Here is a 22,522-nt window from a genome sequence, read left to right as displayed (position 1 = left end):
GTGTGGCTCCTCAGACCTTGTGCTGGTCGCTGTACGGCAGCATCGCCAGGAAGCGCGCGCGCTTGATGGCGGTGGTCAGCTGACGCTGGAAGAACGCGCGCGTGCCGGTCAGGCGTGCGGGCGTGATCTTGCCGTTCTCACCGATGAAATCGCGCAAGGTGTCGATGTCCTTGTAGTCGATTTCCTTGACGCCGGTGACCGTGAAGCGGCAGAAGCGCTTGCGGCGGAACAGCAGGGATTGTTGGTTGCGCTTGGGCTTGCGGTCCTTCGAGAACCGACCTTTACCACGTGGCGGGGGCATATTTTCACCTCTCTTGAATATCAGATCCGGACAAACAGGTTGAGCACGGGGCTCACTCGAATTCGGTCACATGGAACAGCGTGCCGCGACCGCTGCGCATTGCTGAAAGAAAGCCGGCGAAGGTGCCTGTGCTTCCGATCGGCAGTGCCTGCAGGCGCCGTGTGATGTCACCGATGGCCACGGCCCGGATCTCCAGGGAGACTCGGCGGACCTGACCGGATTCGCTGACCTGCGATTCGTGCTTGAGGCTCAAATCGAAGGCCGGCAGCCCGGCCGGTGTGTATCTCACGGCACCCCGCTCCACCACTTGCGCCGCCAGAACCAATCGGTTCATGCAACGCCCGGGTGACAGCCGCGGGACCTCACCGTTCTCAGGCTGCAGTTTCCTGCGGTGCCTTGCGGGACTCTTCCTTCTCGACAGCCTTCATCATCACCGAAGGACCGCTGTCGGCCTGGGGCCGCACGACGGTCAGGTGACGCAGAACGGCGTCATTGAAGCGGAAGCCCGTTTCCAGCTCGCCGAGGACTTCCTTGCTGCATTCGATGTTGATGCAGAGGTAGTGGGCCTTGGCCAGCTTCTGGATCAGGTAAGCCATCTGGCGACGGCCCCAATCTTCCACACGGTGGACCTTGCCGCCGCCGGCGGTGATCACACCCTTGTAGCGCTCCAGCATGGCCGGAACCTGTTCGCTCTGATCCGGATGGATGAGCAAGATGATTTCGTAGTGACGCATTGAAACTCCTTTTGGATTTGCATCCGCCGCCTTCAACGAAGTGAAGGCCTTTGGACACGGAACCACCCCAAGCGTCGTCTGGGTGTGGCAAGGCGAACCCGGGATTCTACTCAGAATTGAGGTGAGTGGACATTTTTCTGTCGGCGCTCGTATTCAAGGCGAACGCAGGCGATCGAGAAAGGCCTGCGTCTGCGGCCCCGGCGCCGGGCTCAGCAGGCTGCCGATCACCGTCGCCGCAAACCCCGCCGGCACGCCGAACACCCCCGCCGAGATCGGCTGGATGCCGAACCACAGCTGCCCCGGCACCTGAACGCCCAGCAGGCCGCGCATCCACGGCTCGTTGAGCGCCATGTAGTACAGCGTCACCGACAGCCCGACCAGCATGCCCAGCACTGCGCCCTGGCGGTTGGCACGCTGCCAGAACACGCCCAGCACCAGCGCCGGGAAGAAGGCCGAGGCCGCGAACGAGAACGCCGCCGACACCAGGAAGACGATGTCGGCCGGCTTCTGCGTCGCGAGCGCGGCCGCCGCCAGCGCAACGAGCAGCAGCATCACCTTCGACAACATCACCCGCAGCCCGCCGGTGGCCTTCGGGTCGAGCGTGCGGTAGTAGACGTCATGCGACAGCGCGCTCGAGATCGTCAGCAGCAGCCCGTCGGCCGTCGACAGCGCCGCCGCCAGCCCGCCGGCCGCCACCATGCCCGAGACGACGTAGGGCAGCCCGGCGATCTCGGGCGTGGCCAGCACGACGATGTCGGCACCGATGCGGATCTCGCCCAGCTGCAGCACGCCGTCGCGGTTGATGTCGGTGACCGACAGCAGCGTCGGATCGACCTTGGCCCAGTTCGCGATCCAGGCTGGCAACTGCTCGAACGGCGTGCCGACCAGCGAGGTGAACAGCTCGTACTTCACCAGCACCGCGAGCGCCGGCGCCGACAGGTACAGCAGCAGGATGAAGAACAGCGACCAGGTGACCGACTGGCGCGCCTGCCGCACCGACGGCGTGGTGTAGCAGCGCACCAGGATGTGCGGCAACGCGGCGGTGCCAAGCATCAGGCAGAACACCAGCGCGATGAAGTTGCGCCGGGATTCGTCGAAGGCCTGGCGCTCGGCCGGCGTGCCGTCGGGGTCGCCCGCGAACGGCGTGCCGTGCGGCGGCATGCCGCCGAGCGGACGCGCCCTCGCCTCGTTGGCGGCCTGCGACTGCGTCCACGCGATGCGCGCCGCCGCCTCGTCGGCCGGCAGCGACAGCAGCCGCTTCTCGGCCGATTGCAGCTCGGCCAGCGAGGCCCCGGCCTGGCGCAGCTCGGCCAGCTGGCGGCGCGCGTCGGCACGCTCCGCCGCGAGCGAGCCGGCCACGTCGCGCAGGCGCGCCGCATCGGCATCGGCGCGCGCCTTGTACAGCGCGATCACCTCCAGCTCGCGCGGGTCCTGCGCCAGCGCCTTCTCGCGCTCGGTGAGCTTCTGCAGCTGGGCGCCGTAGATCGCCTGCGGCACCGGCACGCCGGTCTGCTTGACCGACAGCCACACCACCGGCACCAGGTAGGCCACCAGCAGCACGATGTACTGCGCCACCTGCGTCCAGGTGATCGCGCGCATGCCGCCGAGGAACGAGCACACCAGCACGCCGCCCAGCCCGAGGAAGATGCCGACCTCGAAGGCCACGCCGGTCAGCCGCGTGGTGATCAGGCCGACGCCGTAGATCTGCGCCACCACGTAGGTGAACGAGCACAGGATGGCGGCCGCCGCGCCGATCAGCCGCGGCGCATGGCCGCCGTAGCGCGCGCCCAGGAAATCGGGGATCGTGAACTCGCCGAACTTGCGCAGGTACGGCGCGAGCAGCAGAGCCACCAGGCAGAAGCCTCCCGTCCAGCCCATGATGAACGCGAGGCCGCCGTAGCCCTGCAGGTACATGGTGCCGGCCAGGCTGATGAAGGATGCGGCCGACATCCAGTCGGCCGCGGTCGCCATGCCGTTGTAGACCGCCGGCACACGCCGGCCGGCCACGTAGTACTCGAGCGCGTCGGTGGTGCGGCAGATGATGCCGATGCCGGCATACAGCGCGACCGTCGCCAGCAGGAAGGTGACGCCGATCCAGCGCTTGGGCAGCCCGGCCTGCTCGGCCGCGGCCAGCGCCGCGATGAACGCGAGCAGGCCCACGGTGTAGAGCCCGTAGACCTTGTTGAGCCGGCGAAGGAAGCGGCGCTGCTCGCCGGGGTCACTCATGGCCGGAATGGTCGCCGCCCGGCTGCGCGGCGTCCATCCGGTTCATCACCCACGCGTAGACGCCGATGATCGCGAGGAACACCAGCAAGGCGCCCTGCGCGCCGACCCAGAAGCTGAACGGCCAGCCGAAGAAGACGAAGCCCAGGTCGCGCGCGAACCACGCGACGCCGAAGCCGACCGCGAACCACACCGCCAGCAGGCCGGCGACGATGCGCCGGTTGCGGCGCCAGTAGGCGGTGGGTTCGACCGGCGTCACATCACACGCTCAACGTTTGGCCAGGCGCTGCCACGTCTCGACGACGGTATCGGGGTTCAGCGAAATCGACACGATCCCCTCCTGCGCCAACCAGTCGGCGAAGTCGGGGTGGTCGCTCGGCCCCTGGCCGCAGATGCCGATGTACTTGCCGACCGCGCGGCAGGCCGCGATCGCGCGCGAGATCAGCGCCTTCACGGCAGGGTCACGCTCGTCGAAATCGCGCGCCAGCAGCTCCAGGCCCGAATCGCGGTCAAGCCCCAGCGTGAGCTGCGTCAAATCGTTCGAGCCGATCGACATGCCGTCGAAGTGCTCGAGGAACTGGTCGGCGAGGATCGCGTTGCTCGGCACCTCGCACATCATGATGATGCGCAGCCCGTCGTGTCCGCCGTCCGAGGCCCGCTTCAGGCCGTGCTCGGCCAGCATCTCGACGACCCGCTTCGCCTGCCCGACGGTGCGCACGAAGGGCACCATGATCTCGACGTTGTCGAGCCCCATGTCGCTGCGCACGCGCTTGAGCGCCTCGCACTCCATCGCGAAGGCCTCGCCGAAGCTCTCGCTGACGTAGCGCGACGCGCCGCGGAAGCCGAGCATCGGGTTCTCTTCTTCCGGCTCGTAGCGCGAGCCGCCGATCAGCTTGCGGTACTCGTTGCTCTTGAAATCGCTCAACCGCACGATCACCGGCTTGGGCCAGAACGCGGCCGCGATGGTGGCCACGCCCTCGACCAGCTTGTCGACATAGAACGCGCGCGGCGACGCATGCCCGCGTGCCACCGACTCGACCGCCTTCTTCAGGTCGAGGTCGATGTTCGGGTAGTCGAGGATCGCCTTCGGGTGCACGCCGATGTTGTTGTTGATGATGAACTCGAGTCGCGCGAGGCCGACGCCGCTGTTGGGCATCTGCGCGAAGTCGAACGCCAGCTGCGGATTGCCGACGTTCATCATGATCTTGATCGGGCAGTACGGCAGTTCGCCGCGCTGCACCTCGCTGATCTCGGTGTCGAGCAGGCCCTCGTAGATGAAGCCGGTGTCGCCTTCGGAGCAGGCCACCGTGACGAGCGCGCCGTCCTTCAGCGTCTCGGTCGCGTCGCCGCAGCCGACCACCGCCGGGATGCCCAGCTCGCGCGCGATGATCGCCGCGTGGCAGGTGCGCCCGCCGCGGTTCGTGACGATCGCGCTCGCGCGCTTCATCACCGGCTCCCAGTTCGGGTCGGTCATGTCGGTGACGAGCACGTCGCCGGCCTGCACGGTGTCCATGTCGGCCAGGCTGTGCACGATGCGCACCGGGCCGGTGCCGATCTTCTGGCCGATCGCGCGGCCTTCGGCCAGCACGGTGCCGCTGCCCTTCAGCTTGTAGCGCTGCTCCGGCTTGCCCTTCGACTGGCTCTTCACCGTCTCGGGGCGCGCCTGCAGGATGTAGAGCTTGCCGTCGGCGCCGTCCTTGCCCCATTCGATGTCCATCGGGCGGCCGTAGTGCTGCTCGATGATCAGCGCATAGCGGGCCAGGTCGGCCACGTCGGCGTCGCTGAGCGAATAGCGGTTGCGCTGCTCGGTGGCGGTGTCGATCGTCTTGACCAGCTTGCCCGATGCGGCTTTCTCGGCCGGCGTCGAGAACTCCATCTTGATCAGCTTGGAGCCGAGGTTGCGGCGGATGATGGCCTGCTTGCCGTTCTTCAGCGCCGGCTTGTGCACGTAGAACTCGTCCGGGTTCACGGCGCCCTGCACCACCGTCTCGCCCAGGCCGTAGCTGGAGGTGATGAAGACGACGTCGGCGAAGCCGCTCTCGGTGTCGATCGTGAACATCACGCCGGCAGCGCCGAGGTCGGAGCGCACCATGCGCTGCACGCCGGCCGACAGCGCCACGTCGGCGTGCGCGAAGCCCTTGTGCACGCGGTAGCTGATCGCGCGGTCGTTGTAGAGGCTCGCGAACACCTCCTTCATCTTGTGCAGCACCTCGTCGATGCCGATCACGTTGAGGAAGGTCTCCTGCTGGCCGGCGAAGCTGGCGTCGGGCAGGTCTTCGGCGGTGGCCGACGAGCGCACGGCGAACGACGCGCCCGGGTGGTCGGCCGTCAGCCGCGCGAATTCGGCGCGGAGGGCGGTCTCCAGTTCGGGCGGGAACGGCGTGGCCTCGATCCAGGCGCGGATCTGCGCGCCGGCCTCGGCCAGCGCCTTCACGTCATCGGTGTTGAGGGTGGAAAGTCGATCCTGGATGCGCGCGGCGAGGCCGTTGTGCGCGAGAAACTGTCGGAACGCGTGGGCCGTGGTGGCAAAACCGCCGGGCACCCGCACGCCCGAGGCCGCCAGCTGGCTGATCATTTCGCCGAGGGAGGCGTTCTTGCCGCCGACCGCCTCGACGTCGGTCATTCTCAGATGTTCAAACGGTGCGACCAGGGCGGTCGCCAGGTTCGGAAGTGACATGGGAAAGCTCCGTGATGTTGAGAAACCGGTGCTTCCCGCCCTGACCGCGAACCCGAGCAATGCTCCGAGGGCTCCAGCAGGCGACGCGCGGTCCAGCGCTTGGGGTGTTCGAGTGGGGGCATGGACCGAAGGGGCGTTGGGGGCGATTTGGAAGGTTGGGGGCGATTTTACGGGCCTTCGTGCCTATCATCGATGCCTCAACGCCCCCCTGTTCACATGGCCAATCGCACTGTCTACTTCGTTTCCGACGGCACCGGGATCACGGCCGAGACCTTCGGCAACTCGATCCTGGCCCAGTTCGCGATCAAGCCGCGGCACGTGCGGCGCCCGTTCATCGACTCCGAGGACAAGCTGCACCAGGTGGTGCGCGAGATCAACCATTCGTTCGACCTCGAGGGCCGGCGGCCGATCGTGTTCGTGACGCTGGTGAACCGCGAGATCCTGAACATCCTGAAGGCGAACAGCCGCGGCATGGTGCTGGACATGTTCAACACCTTCATCGAACCCCTGGAGGCGGAGTTCGAGATGACATCGAACCACCGGGTGGGCCGCTTCCCGGACATCTCGAAGAGCCAGGAGTACACCGACCGCATCGAGGCGATCAACTTCTCGCTGGCGCACGACGACGGGCAATCATCGAAGAACCTGGCCGAGGCCGACGTGATCCTGGTCGGCGTGAGCCGCAGCGGCAAGACGCCGACCTCGCTGTACCTGGCGATGCAGCATGGCATCAAGGCGGCCAACTACCCGCTGATCCCGGAAGACTTCGATCGCCAGGTGCTGCCGACGGGGCTGGCGCCGCACCGGCGCAAGTGCTTCGGGTTGACGATCGCGCCGGAGCGGCTGGCCGAGATCCGGCACGAGCGGCGGCCGAACAGCCCGTATTCCAGCATCGAGAACTGCCGGCACGAGGTGTCCGAGGCCGAGGCGATGATGCGGCGCGAGAGCATCGCGTGGCTGTCGTCGACGCACAAGTCGATCGAGGAGATCGCGACGACGATTCTTCGCGACATTCGGCCAGATCGATTGATGTATTGAGTTTGCGCGCCGGTTGCTGCGTGGCGCGGCGGGTGGCGGGAGGGGCTGGGGGCTCATGCTGGGGCGGTCGGCCCAGGGGCCGACTCCACGAAGAAGATCGGCTTCGGGGGTGCATCGGCAAACTCCCTCCACTCACTTCGTTCGTTGTGGTCAAACAGTGCCGATGAGTCGGTCTACGAAGCACGCTGCGCGTGCCACCCCCGAAGCCGATCTTCTTCGTCGCCCCAGAAATCGCCCCCACCCCCTCCCGCCACCCGCCGCGCAACACCACCTGCGCTGGTTGGGGGAAAAGACTGAAGTGAGGGTTGAAGTCGCGATTCCGCTGCGCTTCCGTCAGATCCTCTGCCGCGCCGATTCGTAGAGACACACCGCCGCAGCAGCAGCGACGTTCAACGACTCCTCGCCGCCCGGCTGCGGAATGCGCAGCGCCTGCGAACAACGTGCCATCAGCGTTGTGGACACGCCCTGCCCTTCATGGCCGAGCACCCACGCGCAAGGCCACGGCAGCTTGGCACGGTGGATCTCGTGCGAGGTGTGCGAACTGGTGGCTAGCATCGGCACCGTCAACGCCGCAAGCGCATCGGCCTCGATGCCCTCGACCAACCCCAGCGCGAAATGCGCGCCCATGCCGGCGCGCAGCACCTTCGGCGACCACAGCGCCGCCGTGCCCTTCAGCGCGATCACCTGCGTGAAGCCGAAGGCGGCCGCGCTGCGCAGCACCGCGCCGACGTTGCCTGCATCCTGCAGCCGGTCGAGCACGACGCTCGGTGCATCGGCCCGCAGCGACGCGCCGCTCGTCCATGGCAGCACGAACACGATCGGTGCGGCCGATTCGAGCGTGCCGATGCTGGCCATCAGCGCGGCGGGCACCACCGCCACCTGCGGCGCGCGTTCGGCCAGCGCGCGCAGCGCCGGCTCCTGCCAGCCCGCCTCGGTGATCACCGCCTGCGATGGCACGCCGCCCCGCTGCAGCAGCGCCGAGCACAGGTGATCGCCTTCCAGCAGGACCTCGCCATGCTTGCGGTACCCGCCCGGATCCGCGCCCAGCTTGCGCAGCCGCACCAGCAACGGGTTGTCGCGCGACGTGATGGCCTTGATCGCGGCAGCCGTCACTCGGCACACACCGCGACGACGGTGGCAGGCAGGCCGAGCGCGCCCGACAGGCTCAACGACTCCATCACCTCGCGCACCGGTGCGAACGAGCGGCGGTGGTGCACGCACGCGCCGTGCTGCTTCAGTGCCGCCAGGTGCATCGGCGTGCCATAGCCCTTGTGCTCGTCGAAGCCGTACTGCGGGTGCTGGTCGTGCAGCACGAGGCACAGCCGGTCGCGGTGCACCTTCGCGAGGATCGAGGCCGCCGAGATCGACTGCACCAGCGCATCGCCCTGGACGATGGCCTCGGCCGCGATCTTCAGCACCGGCAGGCGGTTGCCATCCACCAGCACCTTGGCCGGCTTCAGCCGCAGCCCCTCGACCGCACGGCGCATCGCGAGCATCGTCGCCTGCAGGATGTTCAGCGTGTCGATCTCCTCGACCGTCGCCTCGGCGACCGCGCAGCACAAGGCATTCGCGCGGATCTCGTCGTACAGCCGTGCACGCACCGCGGCCGTCAGCTTCTTCGAATCGTCCAGGCCCTTGATCGGGCGCAGGTCGTCGAGGATCACCGCCGCAGCGACCACCGGGCCGGCCAGCGGGCCGCGACCGGCCTCGTCGACGCCCGCCACCAGGCCGATCGCCTCGAAGCGCAGGCCGAGCTGTTCAGGGATGGAGGACTTTCTCGATCGCATCGGTGGCAGCCTGGGCAGTGTTGCAGCGCAGTTGATGGTGCAGTTCGGTGAAACGCCGGGCGATGGCCGCCGATTCCGCCGGCTTGTCCAGCCACTCGAGGCCCGCAGCCGCGAGTTTCTGCGGCGTCGCGTCATTCTGCAAGAGCTCGGGCACCGCGAATTCGCCAAGCAGGATGTTCGGCAGCCCGACCCACGGCTGGTAGCCCATGCGCTTCATCATCTGCCAGCTCAGCCAGTTCATCGCGTAGGTGATGACCATCGGGCGCTTGAAGAGCGCCGCTTCGAGCGTCGCGGTGCCGCTCGCGATCAGCGTGACGTCGCAGGCGGCCAGCGCTTCGTGCGACTGGCCGTCGAGCAGCTCGATGCCGACGCCGGCTGCATGCTCGGCCACCATCGGCGCAACCAGCGACTGCAGGCCCGGCACCACCGGCAGCAAAAAGCGCAGCGCGGGGCGCTGCCGCTTCATCAGCGCGGCCGCGGCCAGCAGGCGCGGCGCGATGTACTCGATCTCGGAGCGCCGGCTGCCCGGCAGCAGCGCGACGACGGTGTCGTCGCTGCCGATGTTCAGCGCGCGGCGAGCGGCGTCGCGCGGCACCTCGATCGGGATCGCATCGGCCAGCGGGTGGCCGACGTAGGTCGCCGCGATGCCATGGCGCTCGTAGAGGGCCGGCTCGAACGGGAAGATGCACAGCACGTGGTCAACCGCGGCACGGATCTTCTCGATGCGCCCGCCCCGCCAGGCCCAGATCGACGGGCCGACGAAATGGATGCTCTTGATGCCGCGCTGCTTCAGCCGCGTCTCGAGGCCGAGGTTGAAATCCGGCGCGTCGACACCGATGAAGGCATCCGGCGGCTCGCGCAGCAGTCGCTCGGCGAGTTGCTCGCGGATGCCGGAGATCTCGCGGTAGTGGCGCAGCACCTCGACATACCCGCGCACCGCGAGCTTGTCGTGCGGCCACCAGGCCTCGAAGCCCTGCGCGGCCATCTTCGGGCCGCCGATGCCTGCGGCCTGCAGGTTCGGCCAGCGCGCCTTCAGGCCGCCCAGCAACAAGCCGGCGAGCAGGTCGCCGGAAGCTTCACCGGCCACCAGGGCCAGCCGTGGCGAACCGGGATTCGTCATCGGCAATTCAGCGGGCGATGCCGCGGGTCACGCCGGCGAGGAACTCGACCATCATCGCCACGTCAGCCGCGGCCTCGGGGGCCGACTGGCCAAGCGCCGCGATCTCGTCGCGCGCCTCTTGCAGCGTGCGGCCGCTGCGGTACAGGCTGCGGTGCATCTGCTTCACCGCGGCGATGCGCTCGGCGCTGAAACCGCGCCGCCGCAGGCCTTCGATGTTGAAGCCGCGCACCGCGAGCGGGTTGCCGTCGACCATCATGTACGGCGGCACGTCCTGCGAGATCGCGCTCGAGAAACCGACGAAGGCGTAGGCGCCGATCTTCACGAACTGGTGCACGCCCGACAGCCCGCCGATCGTCACCCAGTCGCCGACGTGCACATGGCCCGCCAGCGTCGCGTTGTTGGCCAGCACCGTGTGGTTGCCCAGCTGCACGTCGTGCGCCAGGTGCACGTAGGCCATGATCCAGTTGTCGTTGCCGACGCGCGTGATGCCGACGTCTTGCGCCGTGCCGGTGTTGAAGGTGCAGAACTCGCGGACCACGTTGCGGTCGCCGATGTGCAGCTGCGTCGGCTCGCCGGCGTACTTCTTGTCCTGCGGCACCGCGCCGAGCGACACGAACTGGAAGATCCGGTTGTCGCGCCCGATCGTCGTGTGGCCTTCGATCACCGCGTGCGGGCCGATCGTCGTGCCTTCGTCGATGCGCACATGCTCGCCGATCACCGCGTACGGGCCGACGCTGACCGTCGCCCCCAGCTGGGCGCCCGGGGCGATCACGGCAGTGGGATGGATGGTGGCCATCGTCTCGCTCCCCGACTTCAGCTGACCTTGCGCATCGTGCACATCAGGTCGGCTTCGACGGCGAGCTCGCCACCGACCGAGGCACGCGCCTTGTACTTGTAGATGCCGGCCTTCACGCGGTCGACCGCGACATCGAGGATCAGCTGGTCGCCCGGCTCCACCGGCCGCTTGAAGCGCGCCCCGTCGATGCCGACGAAGTAGTAGACGGTGTCGCTGTCCGGCGTATCGCCGGTCGTCTCGAACGACAGCAGCGCCGCCGCCTGGGCCAGCGCCTCGATCATCAGCACGCCCGGCATCACCGGACGGTGCGGGAAGTGGCCGGTGAAGAACGGCTCGTTGATCGTGACGTTCTTCAGCGCCTTGATGCGCACACCCTTTTCCATCTCCAGCACGCGGTCGACCAGCAGGATCGGATAGCGGTGCGGCAGCTTCTTGAGGATCTGGTGGATATCCATCGTGTCCATGCTCATGCAATCTTCTTTTCAAGGGCACGCAGACGCTCGCGCAGGCCGTGCAGGTTGCGCAATGTCGCGGCGTTCTTTTCCCAGGACGCATTGTCGTCGATGGGGAACACGCCGCTGTAGGTGCCGGGCTGCAGGATCGAGCGCGTGACGACACTCGCGGCCGAGATGTTCACCCGGTCGCCCAGCCTCAGGTGGCCGAGGATCATGCCGGCGCCGCCGATCGTGCAGTTGGCGCCGATCGTGGTGCTGCCGGCGATGCCGACACAGCCGGCGATCGCGGTGTTGCGCCCGATGCGCACGTTGTGGGCGACCTGGATCAGGTTGTCGAGCTTGGCGCCGTCCTCGATGACGGTGTCGGCCAGCGCGCCGCGATCGATGCAGGTGTTGGCGCCGATCTCGACGTCGTTGCCGATGCGCACGCCGCCGAGCTGCTCGATCTTCTCGTAGCGGCCCTCGGTCGGTGCGAAGCCGAAGCCGTCGGCACCGATCACCGCACCGCTGTGCACGATGCCGCGCTCGCCGATGTGGCAATCGCTCATCAGCGTGACGCGCGGCGCGAGGCGCGTGCCGGCACCGAGGCTCGCGCCGCGGCCGATCACGCAGTGCGCGCCGACGACCACGCCCGGACCAATGCGCGCACCGGCCTCGACCAGCACGAACGGGCCGATGCTGGCGCTGGTGTCGACCACGGCGCCGGCGTCGACCACCGCGCTCGGGTGGATGCCGGCCGGCACCGGCGGGCGCGTGCGCGCCGCCCACCACTGGGTGAGCTTCGCGAAGGCAAGGTAGGGGTCGTCGCAGACCAGGGCTGCGCCACGGGCGACGGCGGCATCGCGCATCGCCGGCGCGACGATCACGCAGCCGGCGGCGGTGGCCTCGAGCTGCGAGGCGTAGCGGGGATTCGAGAGGAAGGAGATCGTGCCGGGCGTGGCGCCCTCGAGCGGGCCGATGCGGTCGATGCGCAGCGAGGCATTGCCGATCAGCTCGCCGCCGAGGTGCGCGGCGATGTCGCCGAGTGGAACCTCATTCACAGGTCACTTGCCGCCTTGCTGGGCGTTCAGCGCCTTGATCACCTTGTCGGTGATGTCGATGCGCGGGCTGGCGAAGACGACGTCCTGCAGGATGATGTCGTACTTCTCGGTCTCGAAGATCTGCTTGATGACCTTGTTGGCGCGCTCGACCACCGCGGCCAGTTCCTCGTTCTTGCGCTGGTTCAGGTCTTCCTGGAACTCGCGGCGTTTGCGCTGGAATTCGCGATCCTGGTCGAGCAGGTCGCGCTGGCGACGGCTCTTTTCGGATTCGGCCAGCGTCGGCTGGTCTTTCTCGAACTTGTCGCCGGCCGCCTTCAGGCGGTTGCCGATTTCGTTCAGGTCTTTCTCGCGTTTCGAGAACTCGGCTTCCAGCTTGGTCTGCGCCGCCTTGGCCGGCAGCGCGTCGCGCAACACCTTGTCGGTGCTCACGTAGCCGATCTTCAATTCCTGTGCCTGCACGCCCAGCGCAGCAGACGCCAGGGATGCGGCAGCCAGCAGGAGGCGCAGAGACTTCAAGGTGGAGCTATTCATTAGAACGCGGTCCCGATCTGGAATTGCAAACGTTGAATTCTATCTGTTGACTTGTAGCGGATGGGCTCGCCGTAGCTGAGCTTCAGCGGACCCACCGGCGACACCCAGCTCAGCCCGATGCCGGCCGATGCCCGCATGCTGTCCCAGGTGGGGGTCTCGTTCTCGCCCCACACGTTGCCGGCATCGACATAGCCGAAGATGCGCAGCGTGCGGTCGTTGCCCGAGCCCGGCACCGGCAGGTACAGCTCGCTGTTGATGTTCAGGCGCTTCGAGCCGCCGCTGTACGAGCCGACCACGTCGACCGGGCCGAGCGAGCCTTGGTCGAACGCGCGCACCGTGCCCAGGCCGCCGCCGTAGAAGTTCTTGAAGATCGGGTAGCGCTGACCGTTCAGCCCGCGGCCCCAGCCCAGCTCGGAGTTGAACGCGAAGGTGTACTTCTTCGTGATCGGGATGTACAGCTGGTACTGCGTGTTGGTGCGGACGTAGCGGGTGTCGCCGGCCGCGCCCCACTCGACGTTGATGCGCTTGAAGCTGCCCTCGTTGGGCACCAGCGCGCTGTCGCGCTGGTCGCGCGACCAGCCGATCGTCAGCGGCACCGAGGTGCTGGCGTCGCCATAGCGCAGCCGGTACAGGAAGTAGTTGTTCGGCAACGCGCTCGCGCCGCGAATCTCGGTGCGCTCGATGCCGATCCCGAAGAACACCGTGTCGTATTCGCTGAACGGCACGCCGAAGCGGATCGACGCGCCCGGCGTCACCAGCTGGTATTCCTCGCCCTGGCTGTTCAGCGGCTTGACGGTGCGGTAGTACACGTCGAGCGCCCGCGAGATGCCGTCGATCGTGAAATACGGGTCGACCGCGCTGACGTCGAGCGTGCGGCTCGAGCGGCTGGTGTTCAGCTCGATGCCGAGGTAGTTGCCCGAGCCGAACACGTTGTCCTGGCGGATCGATGCATTCAGCGCCAGCTTGTCGGCACTCGAGAAGCCCGCGCCGACGATCAGGTTGCCGGTCGGCTTTTCCTTCACCGTCAGCGTCAGGTCGACCTGGTCCTGCGAACCCGGCACCTCGTTGGTCTCGACGTTGACCTCGCTGAAGTAGCCCAGGCGGTCGACCCGGTCGCGCGACAGCTTGATGCGGCGCCCGTCGTACCACGACGATTCGAACTGGCGGAACTCGCGGCGCACCACTTCGTCGCGGGTGCGGCTGTTGCCGGCCACGTTGACCCGGCGCACGTAGACGCGGCGCTGCGGGTCGCCGACCAGCGTCAGCACGACCTGGCCGGTCGCGCGGTCGATGTCGGTGCGCGGCTCGACGCGTGCGAACGCGTAGCCGAAGCTGCCGAAGCGCTCGGTGAAGGCCTTGGTCGTCTCGGCCACGGCTTCGGCGCGGTACGGCTCGCCCGGCTTCACCTTGACGAGCGTCTTGAAGTCTTCTTCCTTGCCGAGGTACTCGCCCTCGAGCTTGACCGCCGTCACGGTGTAGGGCTGGCCCTCCTTGATGTTGACGGTGATCGTGATGTCCTGCTTGTCGGCCGAGATCGCGACCTGGGTCGACTCGACCTGGAACTCGAGGTAGCCGCGGTTCAGGTAGTACGAACGCAGCGTCTCGAGGTCGGCCGTCAGCTTGGCGCGCGAGTAGCGGTCGGCCTTGGTGTACCAGCTCAGCCAGCCGCCGTCGTTCAGGTCGAACAGCCCGAGCAGCGTGCTCTCGGAGAAGGCCTGGCTGCCCAGGATGCGGATCTCGCTGATGCGCGCGGCCGAGCCTTCGGTGATCGTGAAGGTCACGTTGACGCGGTTGCGCTCTTGCGGGGTCACGGTGGTGACGACCTCGGCGCCGTACAGGCTGCGCGTCAGGTACTGGCGCTTGAGCTCCTGCTCGGCGCGGTCGGCCAGCGCCTTGTCGAAGGGCAGGCCCTCGCCGATGCCGAAATCCTTCAGCGACTTGGTCAGCGTGTCCTTGTCGAACTCCTTCAGGCCGACGAAGTCGATGTTCGCGATGACCGAGCGCTCTTCGACGATCACGACGACGACGCTGCCGTCGATCTCGATGCGAACGTCCTTGAAAAGCCCGGTGGCGAACAGCGCGCGCAGCGCCGCCGCGCCCTTCTCGTCGTTGTAGGTGTCGCCGATGCGGAACGGCAGCGACGCGAACACCGTGCCGGCGTCCGAGCGTTGCAGGCCTTCGACGCGGATGTCTTTCAGCTCGAAGGGGGTCACCGCCCACGCGGATCCTGCATGCAATGCCGCCGCCAGCGCGATGCTGAGGACGGTGGGACGCAGGGAACGGGGACGGACGGGGTGGAACTGCAGAACGAGGGGATTGCGCATGCGGTGATCAGTGCAGGCCCAGTTGCCGGGCCACATCGTTGTAGAGAGCGAGCGACATCATCAAGAGCATGATCGCCACCCCGCCCCGCTGCAGCCGCTCAAGCCACACGTCCGAGAGAGGCCGCCCCGTCACCGCTTCGAAAAGATAATACATCAGGTGTCCCCCATCGAGGATCGGTAGCGGCAGCAGGTTCAGCACGCCGAGGCTCACGCTGACGGCCGCGATGAACGCGAGGAAGTAGGCGGGGCCAAGCAGCATCGACTTGCCGGCGTAGTCGGCGATCGTGATGGGACCGCTCAGGTTCTTCAGCGAGGCCTGGCCGATCAGCATGCGGCCGAGCATCTTGAGCGTCAGCACCGACGAGTCCCAGGTGCGCTGCACCGCCTGCGTCAGGCCGCCCCACACGCCGTAGCGGACCGTCACCATCTCGTAGGACGCGGCGATGCCGGCGCCGATGCGGCCGACGCGCTGGCCGCCATCGGTCTCGACGGCCGGGCGCACGCTGAATTCGAGCACCTGCGCGCCGCGCTCGACCCGCCACGGCACCGCCACCGGGTCGCCGTCGGCGCCATTGGCGCGGATCAGCTGCAGCATCCGGTTGGCATCCGGCACCGGCACGCCGTCGATCGCGAGCACGCGGTCGCCGCGGCGCAGCCCGGCCCGGTCGCCGGCCCCGCCCGGCGTCAGCGGCCCCAGCACGGCGCCGCTGAGCGGGCCCACGCCGATGCGCGCCATCGTCTGCGGTGTCACGTCGTAGGTGTCGAGCGTGTCGACATCCAGCGTCACCGCATGGGCGCCATGCCCGCGCGAATCGGCGACCATCAGCTGCAGCTTCTCGGTGCGCAACAGCGCCTGCGTGAGCTGCCAGTTCAGGTCGTTCATCGACTGCACGTCGTCCCAGTCGTTGCCGTCGCGGGAGATGGCCGACACGGTGTCGCCGGCGCGCAGCCCGGCGCGCTCGGCCAGGCTGCCGACCGGCGGCGTCGCGACCACGGCGCGGGGTTCGTCGACGCCGACCCAGTGCGCCGCCGAATAGAACAGCACCGCGAGCAGCAGGTTGGCGATCGGCCCGGCCGCGACCACCGCGGCCCGCTGCCACAGCGGCTTGCGGTTGAAGGCCTGCGACAGTTCGCCCGGCGCCACCGGGCCCTCGCGCTCGTCGAGCATCTTCACGTAGCCGCCGAGCGGCAGCATCGACAACACGAACTCGGTGCTGTCGGGCGTGCGCTGGTGGCGCCACAGCACGCGGCCGAAGCCGATCGAGAACCGCAGCACCTTGACGCCGCAGGCGCGTGCCACGCGGTAGTGGCCGTACTCGTGGATGACGATCAGGATGCCGAGCGTCACGACGAAGCCGATGACCTGCGATGCGATGCTCATGCGCCCATCCTCGCCACGGTGGCCTGGGCGACGCGACGCGCCGCGCCATCGAGCGCGATCAGCCCGTCGAGCGAGCGGCAGGCATCGCGTTCAGGGGTCATGGCGTCGAGGGTGCTGACATTGACGCTGTGAATCTGATCGAAGCGGATGGTTCCTGCCAGAAATGATGCGACACCAATCTCGTTGGCCGCGTTGAGGATCGCGGTGCTGCCTTCGGGCCCGCGCAGCGTGTCCCATGCGAGTTTCAGGCCAGGGTAGCGCACGAAATCGGCCTCTTCGAAGCTCAGCGCCGACATCTTCAGGAAATCGAGCTGCGACGCGCCCGACTCGACGCGCTCCGGGAACGACAGGCTGTAGGCGATCGGCACCCGCATGTCGGGCGTGCCGAGCTGGGCCAGCACCGAGTTGTCGCGCAGCACCACCATCGAGTGGATCACGCTCTGCGGGTGCAGCACGACGCGGATCTGCTGTGGCGCGAGGTCGAACAGCCAGCGCGCCTCGATGACCTCGAGCGCCTTGTTCATCATCGTCGCCGAATCGACCGAGATCTTGCGGCCCATCACCCAGTTGGGATGCGCGCAGGCCTCGTCGGGCGTCACGCGGTGCAGCGTGGCCGGATCGCGGGTGCGGAACGGACCGCCCGACGCGGTGAGCAGCAGGTGGTCGATGCGGGCCGGCCAGGTGGAGCGGTCTTCGGGCAGGCACTGGAAGATCGCCGAATGCTCGCTGTCGACCGGCAGCAGCGTGGCGCCGCCGCTGCGCACCGCGTCCATGAAGAACGCGCCGCCAACGACCAGCGCCTCCTTGTTGGCCAGCAGCAGCCGCTTGCCGGCGCGGGCCGCGGCCAGGCACGACGGCAGGCCGGCGGCGCCGACGATCGCGGCCATCACGCTGTCGACCTCGGGGTGGGCGGCCATCTCGTCCAGCGCGGCGGCGCCTTCCAGCACCTCGGTGGCCGACCCGGCCTCGCGCAGCGCGGCGCGCAGGCGCTTCGCGTGCGCGGCGTCGGTCATCACCGCGAAGCGCGGCTTCCATTGCAGGCACTGCGCGAGCAATTCATCGCTGCGGCTGTGCGCCGACAGCGCGAACACCTCGAAGCGATCGCGATGCCGCGCCAGCACGTCGAGCGTGCTGCTGCCGACGCTGCCCGTGGAGCCGAGGATGCACACCCGCTGGCGGTGAGACGAGACTTCTGACATCGGTGAGCCTGGCGAAAGAGGGCGTGGTGCCGGGGAATGCTGCCGAGGAGTGCTGCCGAGATCGGCCACTACAGCGAACTGAGTGCCATCGCGATCGGGAACACCGGCAGCAATGCGTCGACGCGGTCGAGCACGCCGCCATGGCCGGGCAACAAGCCGCTGCTGTCCTTGGCGCCGGCCGCGCGCTTGACCAGCGACTCGACCAGGTCGCCGACCACGCTCATCGCGGACAGGAACACCAGCGACAGCACCAGGCCGAGCACCCCGAAGCGCTGCAGCAGCAGCGTGTAGAGGCTGGCCGAATCGGGCTGGACAGCCCGGTCGAGCGCGATCCAGGCGCCGGCCAGCACCAGCACGCCGAGCATGCCGCTCCAGACGCCTTCCCAGCTCTTGCCGGGGCTGATGGCCAGGGCAAGCTTTCGGCGACCGAAGGCCTTGCCCCCGAAGTAGGCGGCGATGTCGGCGGCCCACACCAGGCACAGCACCGACAGCAGGTAGTTGACGCCGATGGTCTTGGCGCTGGCGAGCGCGAGCCACGCCGTCCACAGCGCAGCGAAACCGAGCACCCAGCGCGCCACGGCCGGCAGTTGCGGCCAGGCCGACGGCCCGACGCGCAGCGCCAGCGCGCCGCCCAGCACCCAGACCGCGAACGCCAGCCACCAGGCCGGGCTCGCGCCGGGGTGCACCCAGCCGGCGGCCATCGCAGCGGCGCAGGCGGCGGCCAGCAGCACGCCGAAGCCGATCGCCAGCGCCGAGCCGGCCGCATTCAGGCGCGCCCATTCCCAACCGGCCGCGCCGATCATCAGCAGCGTGATCAGCGCGAACGGCCAGGCCATCGGCGCGAACATCGCCGGCAGCAGGATGATCAACAGCACGACGGCCGTGATGACGCGTTGCTTCAGCACGCTCAGGCCCCCGCTTCGGCGGTCACGTCGCCGCTGTTGACGCGGCCGAAGCGGCGGTCGCGGCTCGCGTAGTCGGCGAGCGCGGCATCGAGCTGCGCGACGCCGAACTCCGGCCACAGGCATTCGCTGAACACCAGCTCGGAGTACGCCACCTGCCACAGCAGGAAGTTGCTGATGCGCACCTCGCCGCCGGTGCGGATGAACAGATCGGGATCGGGCGCGAAGTTCATCGCCATGTAGCTGCCGAGCTTCGCTTCGTCGAGCTCGTGCGCCGGCACGCCGGCGGCGATGGCCTGCTGGCAGGCCTGCACGACGTCCCAGCGGCCGCCGTAGTTGAACGCGACCGACAGCGTGATGCGCCGGTTCTCGGCGGTGGTGCGCTCGGCCTCGTCCCAGGCGGCACGCACCTTGTCGGACACCTGCGAGCGGTCGCCGACGATGCGGATGCGCACGCCCTCGCCCGCCAGCTTGGCCAGGTACTTGGACACCGCGACCAGCACCAGGCTCATCAGTCCCGACACCTCTTCGGTCGGACGCTTCCAGTTCTCGGACGAGAACGCGAACACGGTGAGGTACTCGATGCCGCGGTCGGCGCAGGCCTCGACGGTGCGCACCAGCGCATCGACGCCCTGCTTGTGGCCGAAGAAGCGCGGCATCAGCCGCTTCTTGGCCCAGCGGCCGTTGCCGTCCATCACGATCGCCACGTGGCGCGGGACGCGGGCGGCGGCTTCCACGGCAGGCGCTCTGGAAAAAAGAGAAGAAACGATGCTGGTGTTCATGGCCACGTCGTCAGACGGCCATGATCTCCGCTTCTTTGCCGGCAATCAGCCGATCGATCTCGGCGATCGTGCGGTCGGTCAGCTTCTGCACCTCGTCGAGCGAGCGGCGCTCGTCGTCTTCGGTGATCTCCTTGTCCTTCAGCAGCTTCTTCGCGTGCTCGTTGGCATCGCGGCGCAGGTTGCGCGCCGCGATCTTGGCGTCTTCACCGGCGTTGCGCACGACCTTGGTCAGGTCGCGGCGGCGCTCTTCGGTCAGCGCGGGCATCGGCACGCGCAGCAGGTCGCCCTGCGACGACGGGTTCAGGCCCAGGTCGGATTCGCGGATGGCCTTCTCGATCTTCGCGCCCATGCCCTTTTCCCAGGGCTGCACGGTGATCGTGCGCGCGTCCAGCAGGGTCACGTTGGCGACCTGGCTGATCGGCAGCATCGAGCCGTAGTAGTCGACCTGCACCTGGTCGAGCAGGCCGGGGTGGGCCCGGCCGGTGCGGATCTTCTGCAGTTCACCCTTGAACGATTCGATCGTCCGGCCCATCTTCTGCTCGGCCGTCTTCTTGATGTCGGCGATGCTCATGTCGGTTTCCTCACACGCTCATACGTGGACGAGAGTTCCCTCGTCCTCACCCATCACCACACGCTTCAGTGCGCCGGCCTTGAAGATGCTGAACACCTTGATCGGCAACTTCTGGTCGCGGCACAGTGCGAACGCCGTGGCATCCAGCACCTGCAGGTTGCGGGTGATGGCCTCATCGAAACTGATCTGACTGTAGCGCGTCGCGCTCGGGTCTTTCTTGGGGTCGGCACTGTAGACGCCGTCGACCTTGGTCGCCTTCAGCACGATCTCGGCGCCCATCTCGGCGCCGCGCAGCGCAGCGGCCGTGTCGGTCGTGAAGAACGGGTTGCCGGTGCCGGCCGCGAAGATCACGACCTTGCCTTCCTCGAGGTACTGCAGGGCCTTCGGCCGCACATAGGGTTCGACGACCTGCTCGATGCTGATGGCCGACATCACGCGCGCCGTCATGCCTTCCTGGCGCATCGTGTCGGCCAGCGCCAGCGAGTTCATCACCGTGGCGAGCATGCCCATGTAGTCGGCGGTCGCGCGGTCCATGCCGACCGCACCACCGGCCACGCCGCGGAAGATGTTGCCGCCGCCGATCACGACGGCGACCTCGCAGCCGAGCTGCGTGACCTCTTGCACCTCGCGCACCATGCGAACGATGGTGGCGCGGTTGATCCCGTAGGCGTCGTCGCCCATCAGGGCCTCGCCCGAGAGCTTGAGCAGGATGCGCTTGTACGCCGGCATGCGATTTTCTCCCCGTGTTGGCCAGGCCTTGCGGCGCTGAAGTCTAACCATCGCGACGGAGCGCCTCGTGAGCGCCCCGCCGTTTCAATCGCGTTGTGCGATCAGCCGCCCTTGGCAGCAGCGACCTGCGCCGCCACTTCGGCCGCGAAGTCGTCGACCTTCTTCTCGATGCCTTCGCCGACGACGTACAGCGTGAAGCCCTTGACCGACGTGTTCGCGCCCTTGAGCATCTGCTCGACGGTCTGCTTGTCGTTCTTGACGAAGGTCTGGTTCAGCAGGCTGACTTCCTTCAGGAACTTCTGCACCGAGCCTTCGATGCGCTTCGTGACGATCTCGGCCGACTGCACCGGCTTGCCGGCGGCTTCGGCGGCCTTCGCGTCTTCGGCGGCCTTGCCGGCGGCCACGGCACGTTCCTTCTCGATCAGCTCGGCCGGCACTTCCGACGAGGCGAGCGACACCGGCTTCATCGCGGCGATGTGCATCGCGACGTCCTTGGCGGCGGTCTCGTCGCCGTCGAACTCGACCAGCACGCCGATGCGGGTGCCGTGCAGGTAGCTCGCGAGCTTGGCGCCTTCATAGCGCTTGAAGCGGCGGATCGTCATGTTCTCGCCGATGGTGCCGATCAGGCCCTTGCGGACGTCGTCGAGCGTCGGGCCGTAGCCGTCCTGCGAGTACGACAGCGCGGCCAGCGCGGCCAGGTCGGCCGGGTTCTTCTCGGCGGCCAGCTGCGCGCAGGCCTTCGCGAAGTTCAGGAACATGTCGTTCTTCGAGGTGAAGTCGGTCTCGCAGTTGACTTCGACCAGCGCACCGGCGCTGCCGACGACCGCGGCCGTGACCACGCCTTCAGCGGTGACGCGCGAGGCGGCCTTGCCGGCCTTGCTGCCCAGCTTGACGCGCAGCAGCTCTTCGGCCTTTTCCATGTCGCCGCCGGCTTCCGTCAGCGCCTTCTTGCATTCCATCATCGGGGCGTCGGTCTTCGCGCGCAGTTCGCCGACCATGCTTGCAGTGATTGCAGCCATCTTGAATCTCCGTTTGCTGGACGCCCCGCCGGAGGCCGGGCGCCTGAATCATCTCGGGTTGAAAAAAAGGGGCTGTAAAGCCCCTTTGTGTGCTCGCCTTTCAGCGCGCAGGGGCGTCGTGATCAGGCGTTTTCGCTGACTTCCACGAACTCATCGCCCTCGGCCGAAACGGCTTGCACCACTTCGTTGGTCGCGTTCGCGCGGCCGTCGATGATGGCATCGGCCACCGCCTTGGCGTACAGCGCCACGGCCTTCGACGAGTCGTCGTTGCCGGGGATCACGTAGTCGATGCCTTCGGGCGAGTGGTTCGAGTCGACGATGCCGATCACCGGGATGCCGAGCTTCTTGGCTTCGGCGACGGCGATCTTGTGGTAGCCGACGTCGATCACGAACATCGCGTCAGGCAGCGCGTTCATGTCCTGGATGCCGCCGATGTCCTTCTCGAGCTTGGCCAGGTCGCGCTGGAACATCAGCGCTTCCTTCTTGATGCGGATCTCGGTGCCGGCTTCGATCTGAGCCTGCATGTCCTTCAGCTTCTTCAGCGAGCCCTTGACCGTCTTGAAGTTGGTCATCATGCCGCCCAGCCAGCGCTGGTCGACGAAGGGCATTCCGGCGCGGCGGGCTTCCATCGCGATGACGTCGCGAGCCTGGCGCTTGGTGCCGATCATCAGGATGGTGCCGCGGCGTGCTGCCAGCTGGCGGATGAATTTCAACGCGTCGTTGAAGAGCGGCTGCGTCTTCTCGAGGTTGATGATGTGGATCTTGTTGCGATGGCCGTAGATGTACGGAGCCATCTTCGGGTTCCAGAAGCGGGTTTGGTGGCCGAAATGGACGCCGGCTTCCAGCATCTCACGCATGGTGATGGTCATGTGAACTCCAAAGGTTGGTTCTAGAATCCGTCTCGAATTGCAAG

General features: G+C 67.6%; 23 protein-coding genes. 1 reads left to right on the top strand and 22 read right to left on the bottom strand.

The window, feature by feature from the left end; all coding sequences use genetic code 11:
- Positions 1-10: 10 nt before the first annotated feature.
- From rpsR to ppsA, 6 genes are all read right to left on the bottom strand, one after another.
- A complete protein-coding gene (rpsR, locus tag BUE42_RS08155) occupies positions 11-301 on the bottom strand; it encodes a 30S ribosomal protein S18 (RefSeq protein ID WP_047502601.1) in 291 nt (96 codons plus the stop codon).
- Positions 302-353: 52 nt separating this feature from the next.
- Positions 354-635, bottom strand: a complete 282-nt coding sequence (gene priB / locus BUE42_RS08150; protein ID WP_047502598.1) for a primosomal replication protein N — start codon at positions 633-635, stop codon at positions 354-356.
- Positions 636-672: 37 nt separating this feature from the next.
- Complete coding sequence (rpsF, locus tag BUE42_RS08145; RefSeq protein ID WP_073464083.1) at positions 673-1,035, bottom strand: 30S ribosomal protein S6; 363 nt, start codon at positions 1,033-1,035, stop codon at positions 673-675.
- A gap of 153 nt (positions 1,036-1,188) precedes the next feature.
- Positions 1,189-3,261 (bottom strand): sodium:solute symporter family protein, encoded by a 2,073-nt coding sequence (locus BUE42_RS08140; protein ID WP_073464082.1) that lies wholly within the window; start codon positions 3,259-3,261, stop codon positions 1,189-1,191.
- Positions 3,254-3,517, bottom strand: a complete 264-nt coding sequence (locus BUE42_RS08135) for a DUF4212 domain-containing protein (protein ID WP_073464081.1) — start codon at positions 3,515-3,517, stop codon at positions 3,254-3,256. Before BUE42_RS08135 ends, BUE42_RS08140 begins: the two co-directional genes overlap by 8 nt.
- Before the next feature lie 9 nt (positions 3,518-3,526).
- Positions 3,527-5,935 carry a phosphoenolpyruvate synthase gene (gene ppsA / locus BUE42_RS08130; RefSeq protein ID WP_073464080.1) on the bottom strand — a complete coding sequence of 803 codons (2,409 nt, stop codon included), beginning with the start codon at positions 5,933-5,935 and terminating at the stop codon, positions 3,527-3,529.
- A gap of 216 nt (positions 5,936-6,151) precedes the next feature.
- On the opposite strand from ppsA, the gene BUE42_RS08125 reads away from it, so the two are divergent.
- Positions 6,152-6,973, top strand: coding sequence for a posphoenolpyruvate synthetase regulatory kinase/phosphorylase PpsR (locus BUE42_RS08125; protein ID WP_073464079.1), 822 nt, complete (start codon positions 6,152-6,154; stop codon positions 6,971-6,973).
- 333 nt (positions 6,974-7,306) lie between these two features.
- Here the strand turns inward: BUE42_RS08125 and BUE42_RS08120 are convergent, their stop codons facing one another.
- The 16 genes from BUE42_RS08120 to rpsB all read right to left on the bottom strand — a co-directional run bounded on the left by BUE42_RS08120 (position 7,307) and on the right by rpsB (position 22,478).
- Positions 7,307-8,086: a TrmH family RNA methyltransferase gene (locus BUE42_RS08120; protein WP_073464078.1), complete on the bottom strand. Its 780-nt coding sequence runs from the start codon at positions 8,084-8,086 to the stop codon at positions 7,307-7,309.
- Positions 8,083-8,760 carry a ribonuclease HII gene (rnhB, locus tag BUE42_RS08115; protein WP_073464077.1) on the bottom strand — a complete coding sequence of 226 codons (678 nt, stop codon included), beginning with the start codon at positions 8,758-8,760 and terminating at the stop codon, positions 8,083-8,085. The genes BUE42_RS08120 and rnhB overlap by 4 nt, the downstream gene beginning before the upstream one ends.
- A complete protein-coding gene (gene lpxB / locus BUE42_RS08110) occupies positions 8,732-9,880 on the bottom strand; it encodes a lipid-A-disaccharide synthase (protein ID WP_200798919.1) in 1,149 nt (382 codons plus the stop codon). The genes rnhB and lpxB overlap by 29 nt, the downstream gene beginning before the upstream one ends.
- A 7-nt stretch (positions 9,881-9,887) precedes the next feature.
- Positions 9,888-10,676, bottom strand: a complete 789-nt coding sequence (gene lpxA / locus BUE42_RS08105; RefSeq protein ID WP_073464131.1) for an acyl-ACP--UDP-N-acetylglucosamine O-acyltransferase — start codon at positions 10,674-10,676, stop codon at positions 9,888-9,890.
- A gap of 17 nt (positions 10,677-10,693) precedes the next feature.
- Positions 10,694-11,146 (bottom strand): 3-hydroxyacyl-ACP dehydratase FabZ, encoded by a 453-nt coding sequence (gene fabZ, locus BUE42_RS08100; RefSeq protein WP_083613958.1) that lies wholly within the window; start codon positions 11,144-11,146, stop codon positions 10,694-10,696.
- Positions 11,143-12,171: a UDP-3-O-(3-hydroxymyristoyl)glucosamine N-acyltransferase gene (gene lpxD / locus BUE42_RS08095; RefSeq protein ID WP_073464076.1), complete on the bottom strand. Its 1,029-nt coding sequence runs from the start codon at positions 12,169-12,171 to the stop codon at positions 11,143-11,145. The genes fabZ and lpxD overlap by 4 nt, the downstream gene beginning before the upstream one ends.
- Before the next feature lie 3 nt (positions 12,172-12,174).
- On the bottom strand, positions 12,175-12,687 hold the full coding sequence (locus BUE42_RS08090; RefSeq protein WP_056808798.1) for an OmpH/Skp family outer membrane protein: 513 nt from the start codon (positions 12,685-12,687) through the stop codon (positions 12,175-12,177).
- Positions 12,688-12,701: 14 nt separating this feature from the next.
- A complete protein-coding gene (bamA, locus tag BUE42_RS08085; RefSeq protein ID WP_083613974.1) occupies positions 12,702-15,026 on the bottom strand; it encodes an outer membrane protein assembly factor BamA in 2,325 nt (774 codons plus the stop codon).
- Positions 15,027-15,033: 7 nt separating this feature from the next.
- Entirely contained in the window at positions 15,034-16,401 is a 1,368-nt protein-coding gene (rseP, locus tag BUE42_RS08080; protein WP_143171376.1) for an RIP metalloprotease RseP, read from the bottom strand.
- A 2-nt stretch (positions 16,402-16,403) separates the two neighbouring features.
- A complete protein-coding gene (gene ispC, locus BUE42_RS08075; RefSeq protein ID WP_073464073.1) occupies positions 16,404-17,606 on the bottom strand; it encodes a 1-deoxy-D-xylulose-5-phosphate reductoisomerase in 1,203 nt (400 codons plus the stop codon).
- A gap of 68 nt (positions 17,607-17,674) precedes the next feature.
- Entirely contained in the window at positions 17,675-18,511 is an 837-nt protein-coding gene (locus BUE42_RS08070) for a phosphatidate cytidylyltransferase (RefSeq protein ID WP_073464072.1), read from the bottom strand.
- Positions 18,512-18,513: 2 nt separating this feature from the next.
- Positions 18,514-19,290, bottom strand: coding sequence for a polyprenyl diphosphate synthase (gene uppS, locus BUE42_RS08065; protein ID WP_073464071.1), 777 nt, complete (start codon positions 19,288-19,290; stop codon positions 18,514-18,516).
- Positions 19,291-19,300: 10 nt separating this feature from the next.
- Positions 19,301-19,861, bottom strand: a complete 561-nt coding sequence (gene frr, locus BUE42_RS08060; RefSeq protein ID WP_073464070.1) for a ribosome recycling factor — start codon at positions 19,859-19,861, stop codon at positions 19,301-19,303.
- Between the two features lie 18 nt (positions 19,862-19,879).
- The gene (gene pyrH, locus BUE42_RS08055; RefSeq protein WP_073464069.1) at positions 19,880-20,590 is read right to left on the bottom strand and encodes a UMP kinase; all 711 of its coding nucleotides are present in this window, start codon (positions 20,588-20,590) and stop codon (positions 19,880-19,882) included.
- A gap of 101 nt (positions 20,591-20,691) precedes the next feature.
- Complete coding sequence (gene tsf, locus BUE42_RS08050) at positions 20,692-21,609, bottom strand: translation elongation factor Ts (RefSeq protein WP_073464068.1); 918 nt, start codon at positions 21,607-21,609, stop codon at positions 20,692-20,694.
- A gap of 122 nt (positions 21,610-21,731) precedes the next feature.
- Complete coding sequence (rpsB, locus tag BUE42_RS08045; RefSeq protein ID WP_073464067.1) at positions 21,732-22,478, bottom strand: 30S ribosomal protein S2; 747 nt, start codon at positions 22,476-22,478, stop codon at positions 21,732-21,734.
- Positions 22,479-22,522: the final 44 nt, after the last annotated feature.

Origin of the sequence: Rhizobacter sp. OV335 (assembly GCF_900142965.1) — a bacterium.
Classification (GTDB): domain Bacteria; phylum Pseudomonadota; class Gammaproteobacteria; order Burkholderiales; family Burkholderiaceae_C; genus Rhizobacter.
This window is presented reverse-complemented; position numbering and strand designations above follow the sequence as displayed.

Bases quoted from the DNA above. Each gene is read 5' to 3' on its own strand.
- rpsF (WP_073464083.1), bottom strand. From the start codon at position 1,035: ATGCGTCACTACGAAATCATCTTGCTCATCCATCCGGATCAGAGCGAA.
- tsf (WP_073464068.1), bottom strand. From the start codon at position 21,609: ATGGCTGCAATCACTGCAAGCATGGTCGGCGAACTGCGCGCGAAGACC.
- lpxA (WP_073464131.1), bottom strand. From the start codon at position 10,676: ATGGCCACCATCCATCCCACTGCCGTGATCGCCCCGGGCGCCCAGCTG.
- bamA (WP_083613974.1), bottom strand. From the start codon at position 15,026: ATGCGCAATCCCCTCGTTCTGCAGTTCCACCCCGTCCGTCCCCGTTCC.
- priB (WP_047502598.1), bottom strand. From the start codon at position 635: ATGAACCGATTGGTTCTGGCGGCGCAAGTGGTGGAGCGGGGTGCCGTG.
- ispC (WP_073464073.1), bottom strand. From the start codon at position 17,606: ATGTCAGAAGTCTCGTCTCACCGCCAGCGGGTGTGCATCCTCGGCTCC.
- pyrH (WP_073464069.1), bottom strand. From the start codon at position 20,590: ATGCCGGCGTACAAGCGCATCCTGCTCAAGCTCTCGGGCGAGGCCCTG.
- lpxB (WP_200798919.1), bottom strand. From the start codon at position 9,880: ATGACGAATCCCGGTTCGCCACGGCTGGCCCTGGTGGCCGGTGAAGCT.
- frr (WP_073464070.1), bottom strand. From the start codon at position 19,861: ATGAGCATCGCCGACATCAAGAAGACGGCCGAGCAGAAGATGGGCCGG.
- rnhB (WP_073464077.1), bottom strand. From the start codon at position 8,760: ATGCGATCGAGAAAGTCCTCCATCCCTGAACAGCTCGGCCTGCGCTTC.
- uppS (WP_073464071.1), bottom strand. From the start codon at position 19,290: ATGAACACCAGCATCGTTTCTTCTCTTTTTTCCAGAGCGCCTGCCGTG.
- rpsR (WP_047502601.1), bottom strand. From the start codon at position 301: ATGCCCCCGCCACGTGGTAAAGGTCGGTTCTCGAAGGACCGCAAGCCC.
- ppsA (WP_073464080.1), bottom strand. From the start codon at position 5,935: ATGTCACTTCCGAACCTGGCGACCGCCCTGGTCGCACCGTTTGAACAT.
- BUE42_RS08140 (WP_073464082.1), bottom strand. From the start codon at position 3,261: ATGAGTGACCCCGGCGAGCAGCGCCGCTTCCTTCGCCGGCTCAACAAG.
- rpsB (WP_073464067.1), bottom strand. From the start codon at position 22,478: ATGACCATCACCATGCGTGAGATGCTGGAAGCCGGCGTCCATTTCGGC.
- fabZ (WP_083613958.1), bottom strand. From the start codon at position 11,146: ATGAGCATGGACACGATGGATATCCACCAGATCCTCAAGAAGCTGCCG.
- BUE42_RS08125 (WP_073464079.1), top strand. From the start codon at position 6,152: ATGGCCAATCGCACTGTCTACTTCGTTTCCGACGGCACCGGGATCACG.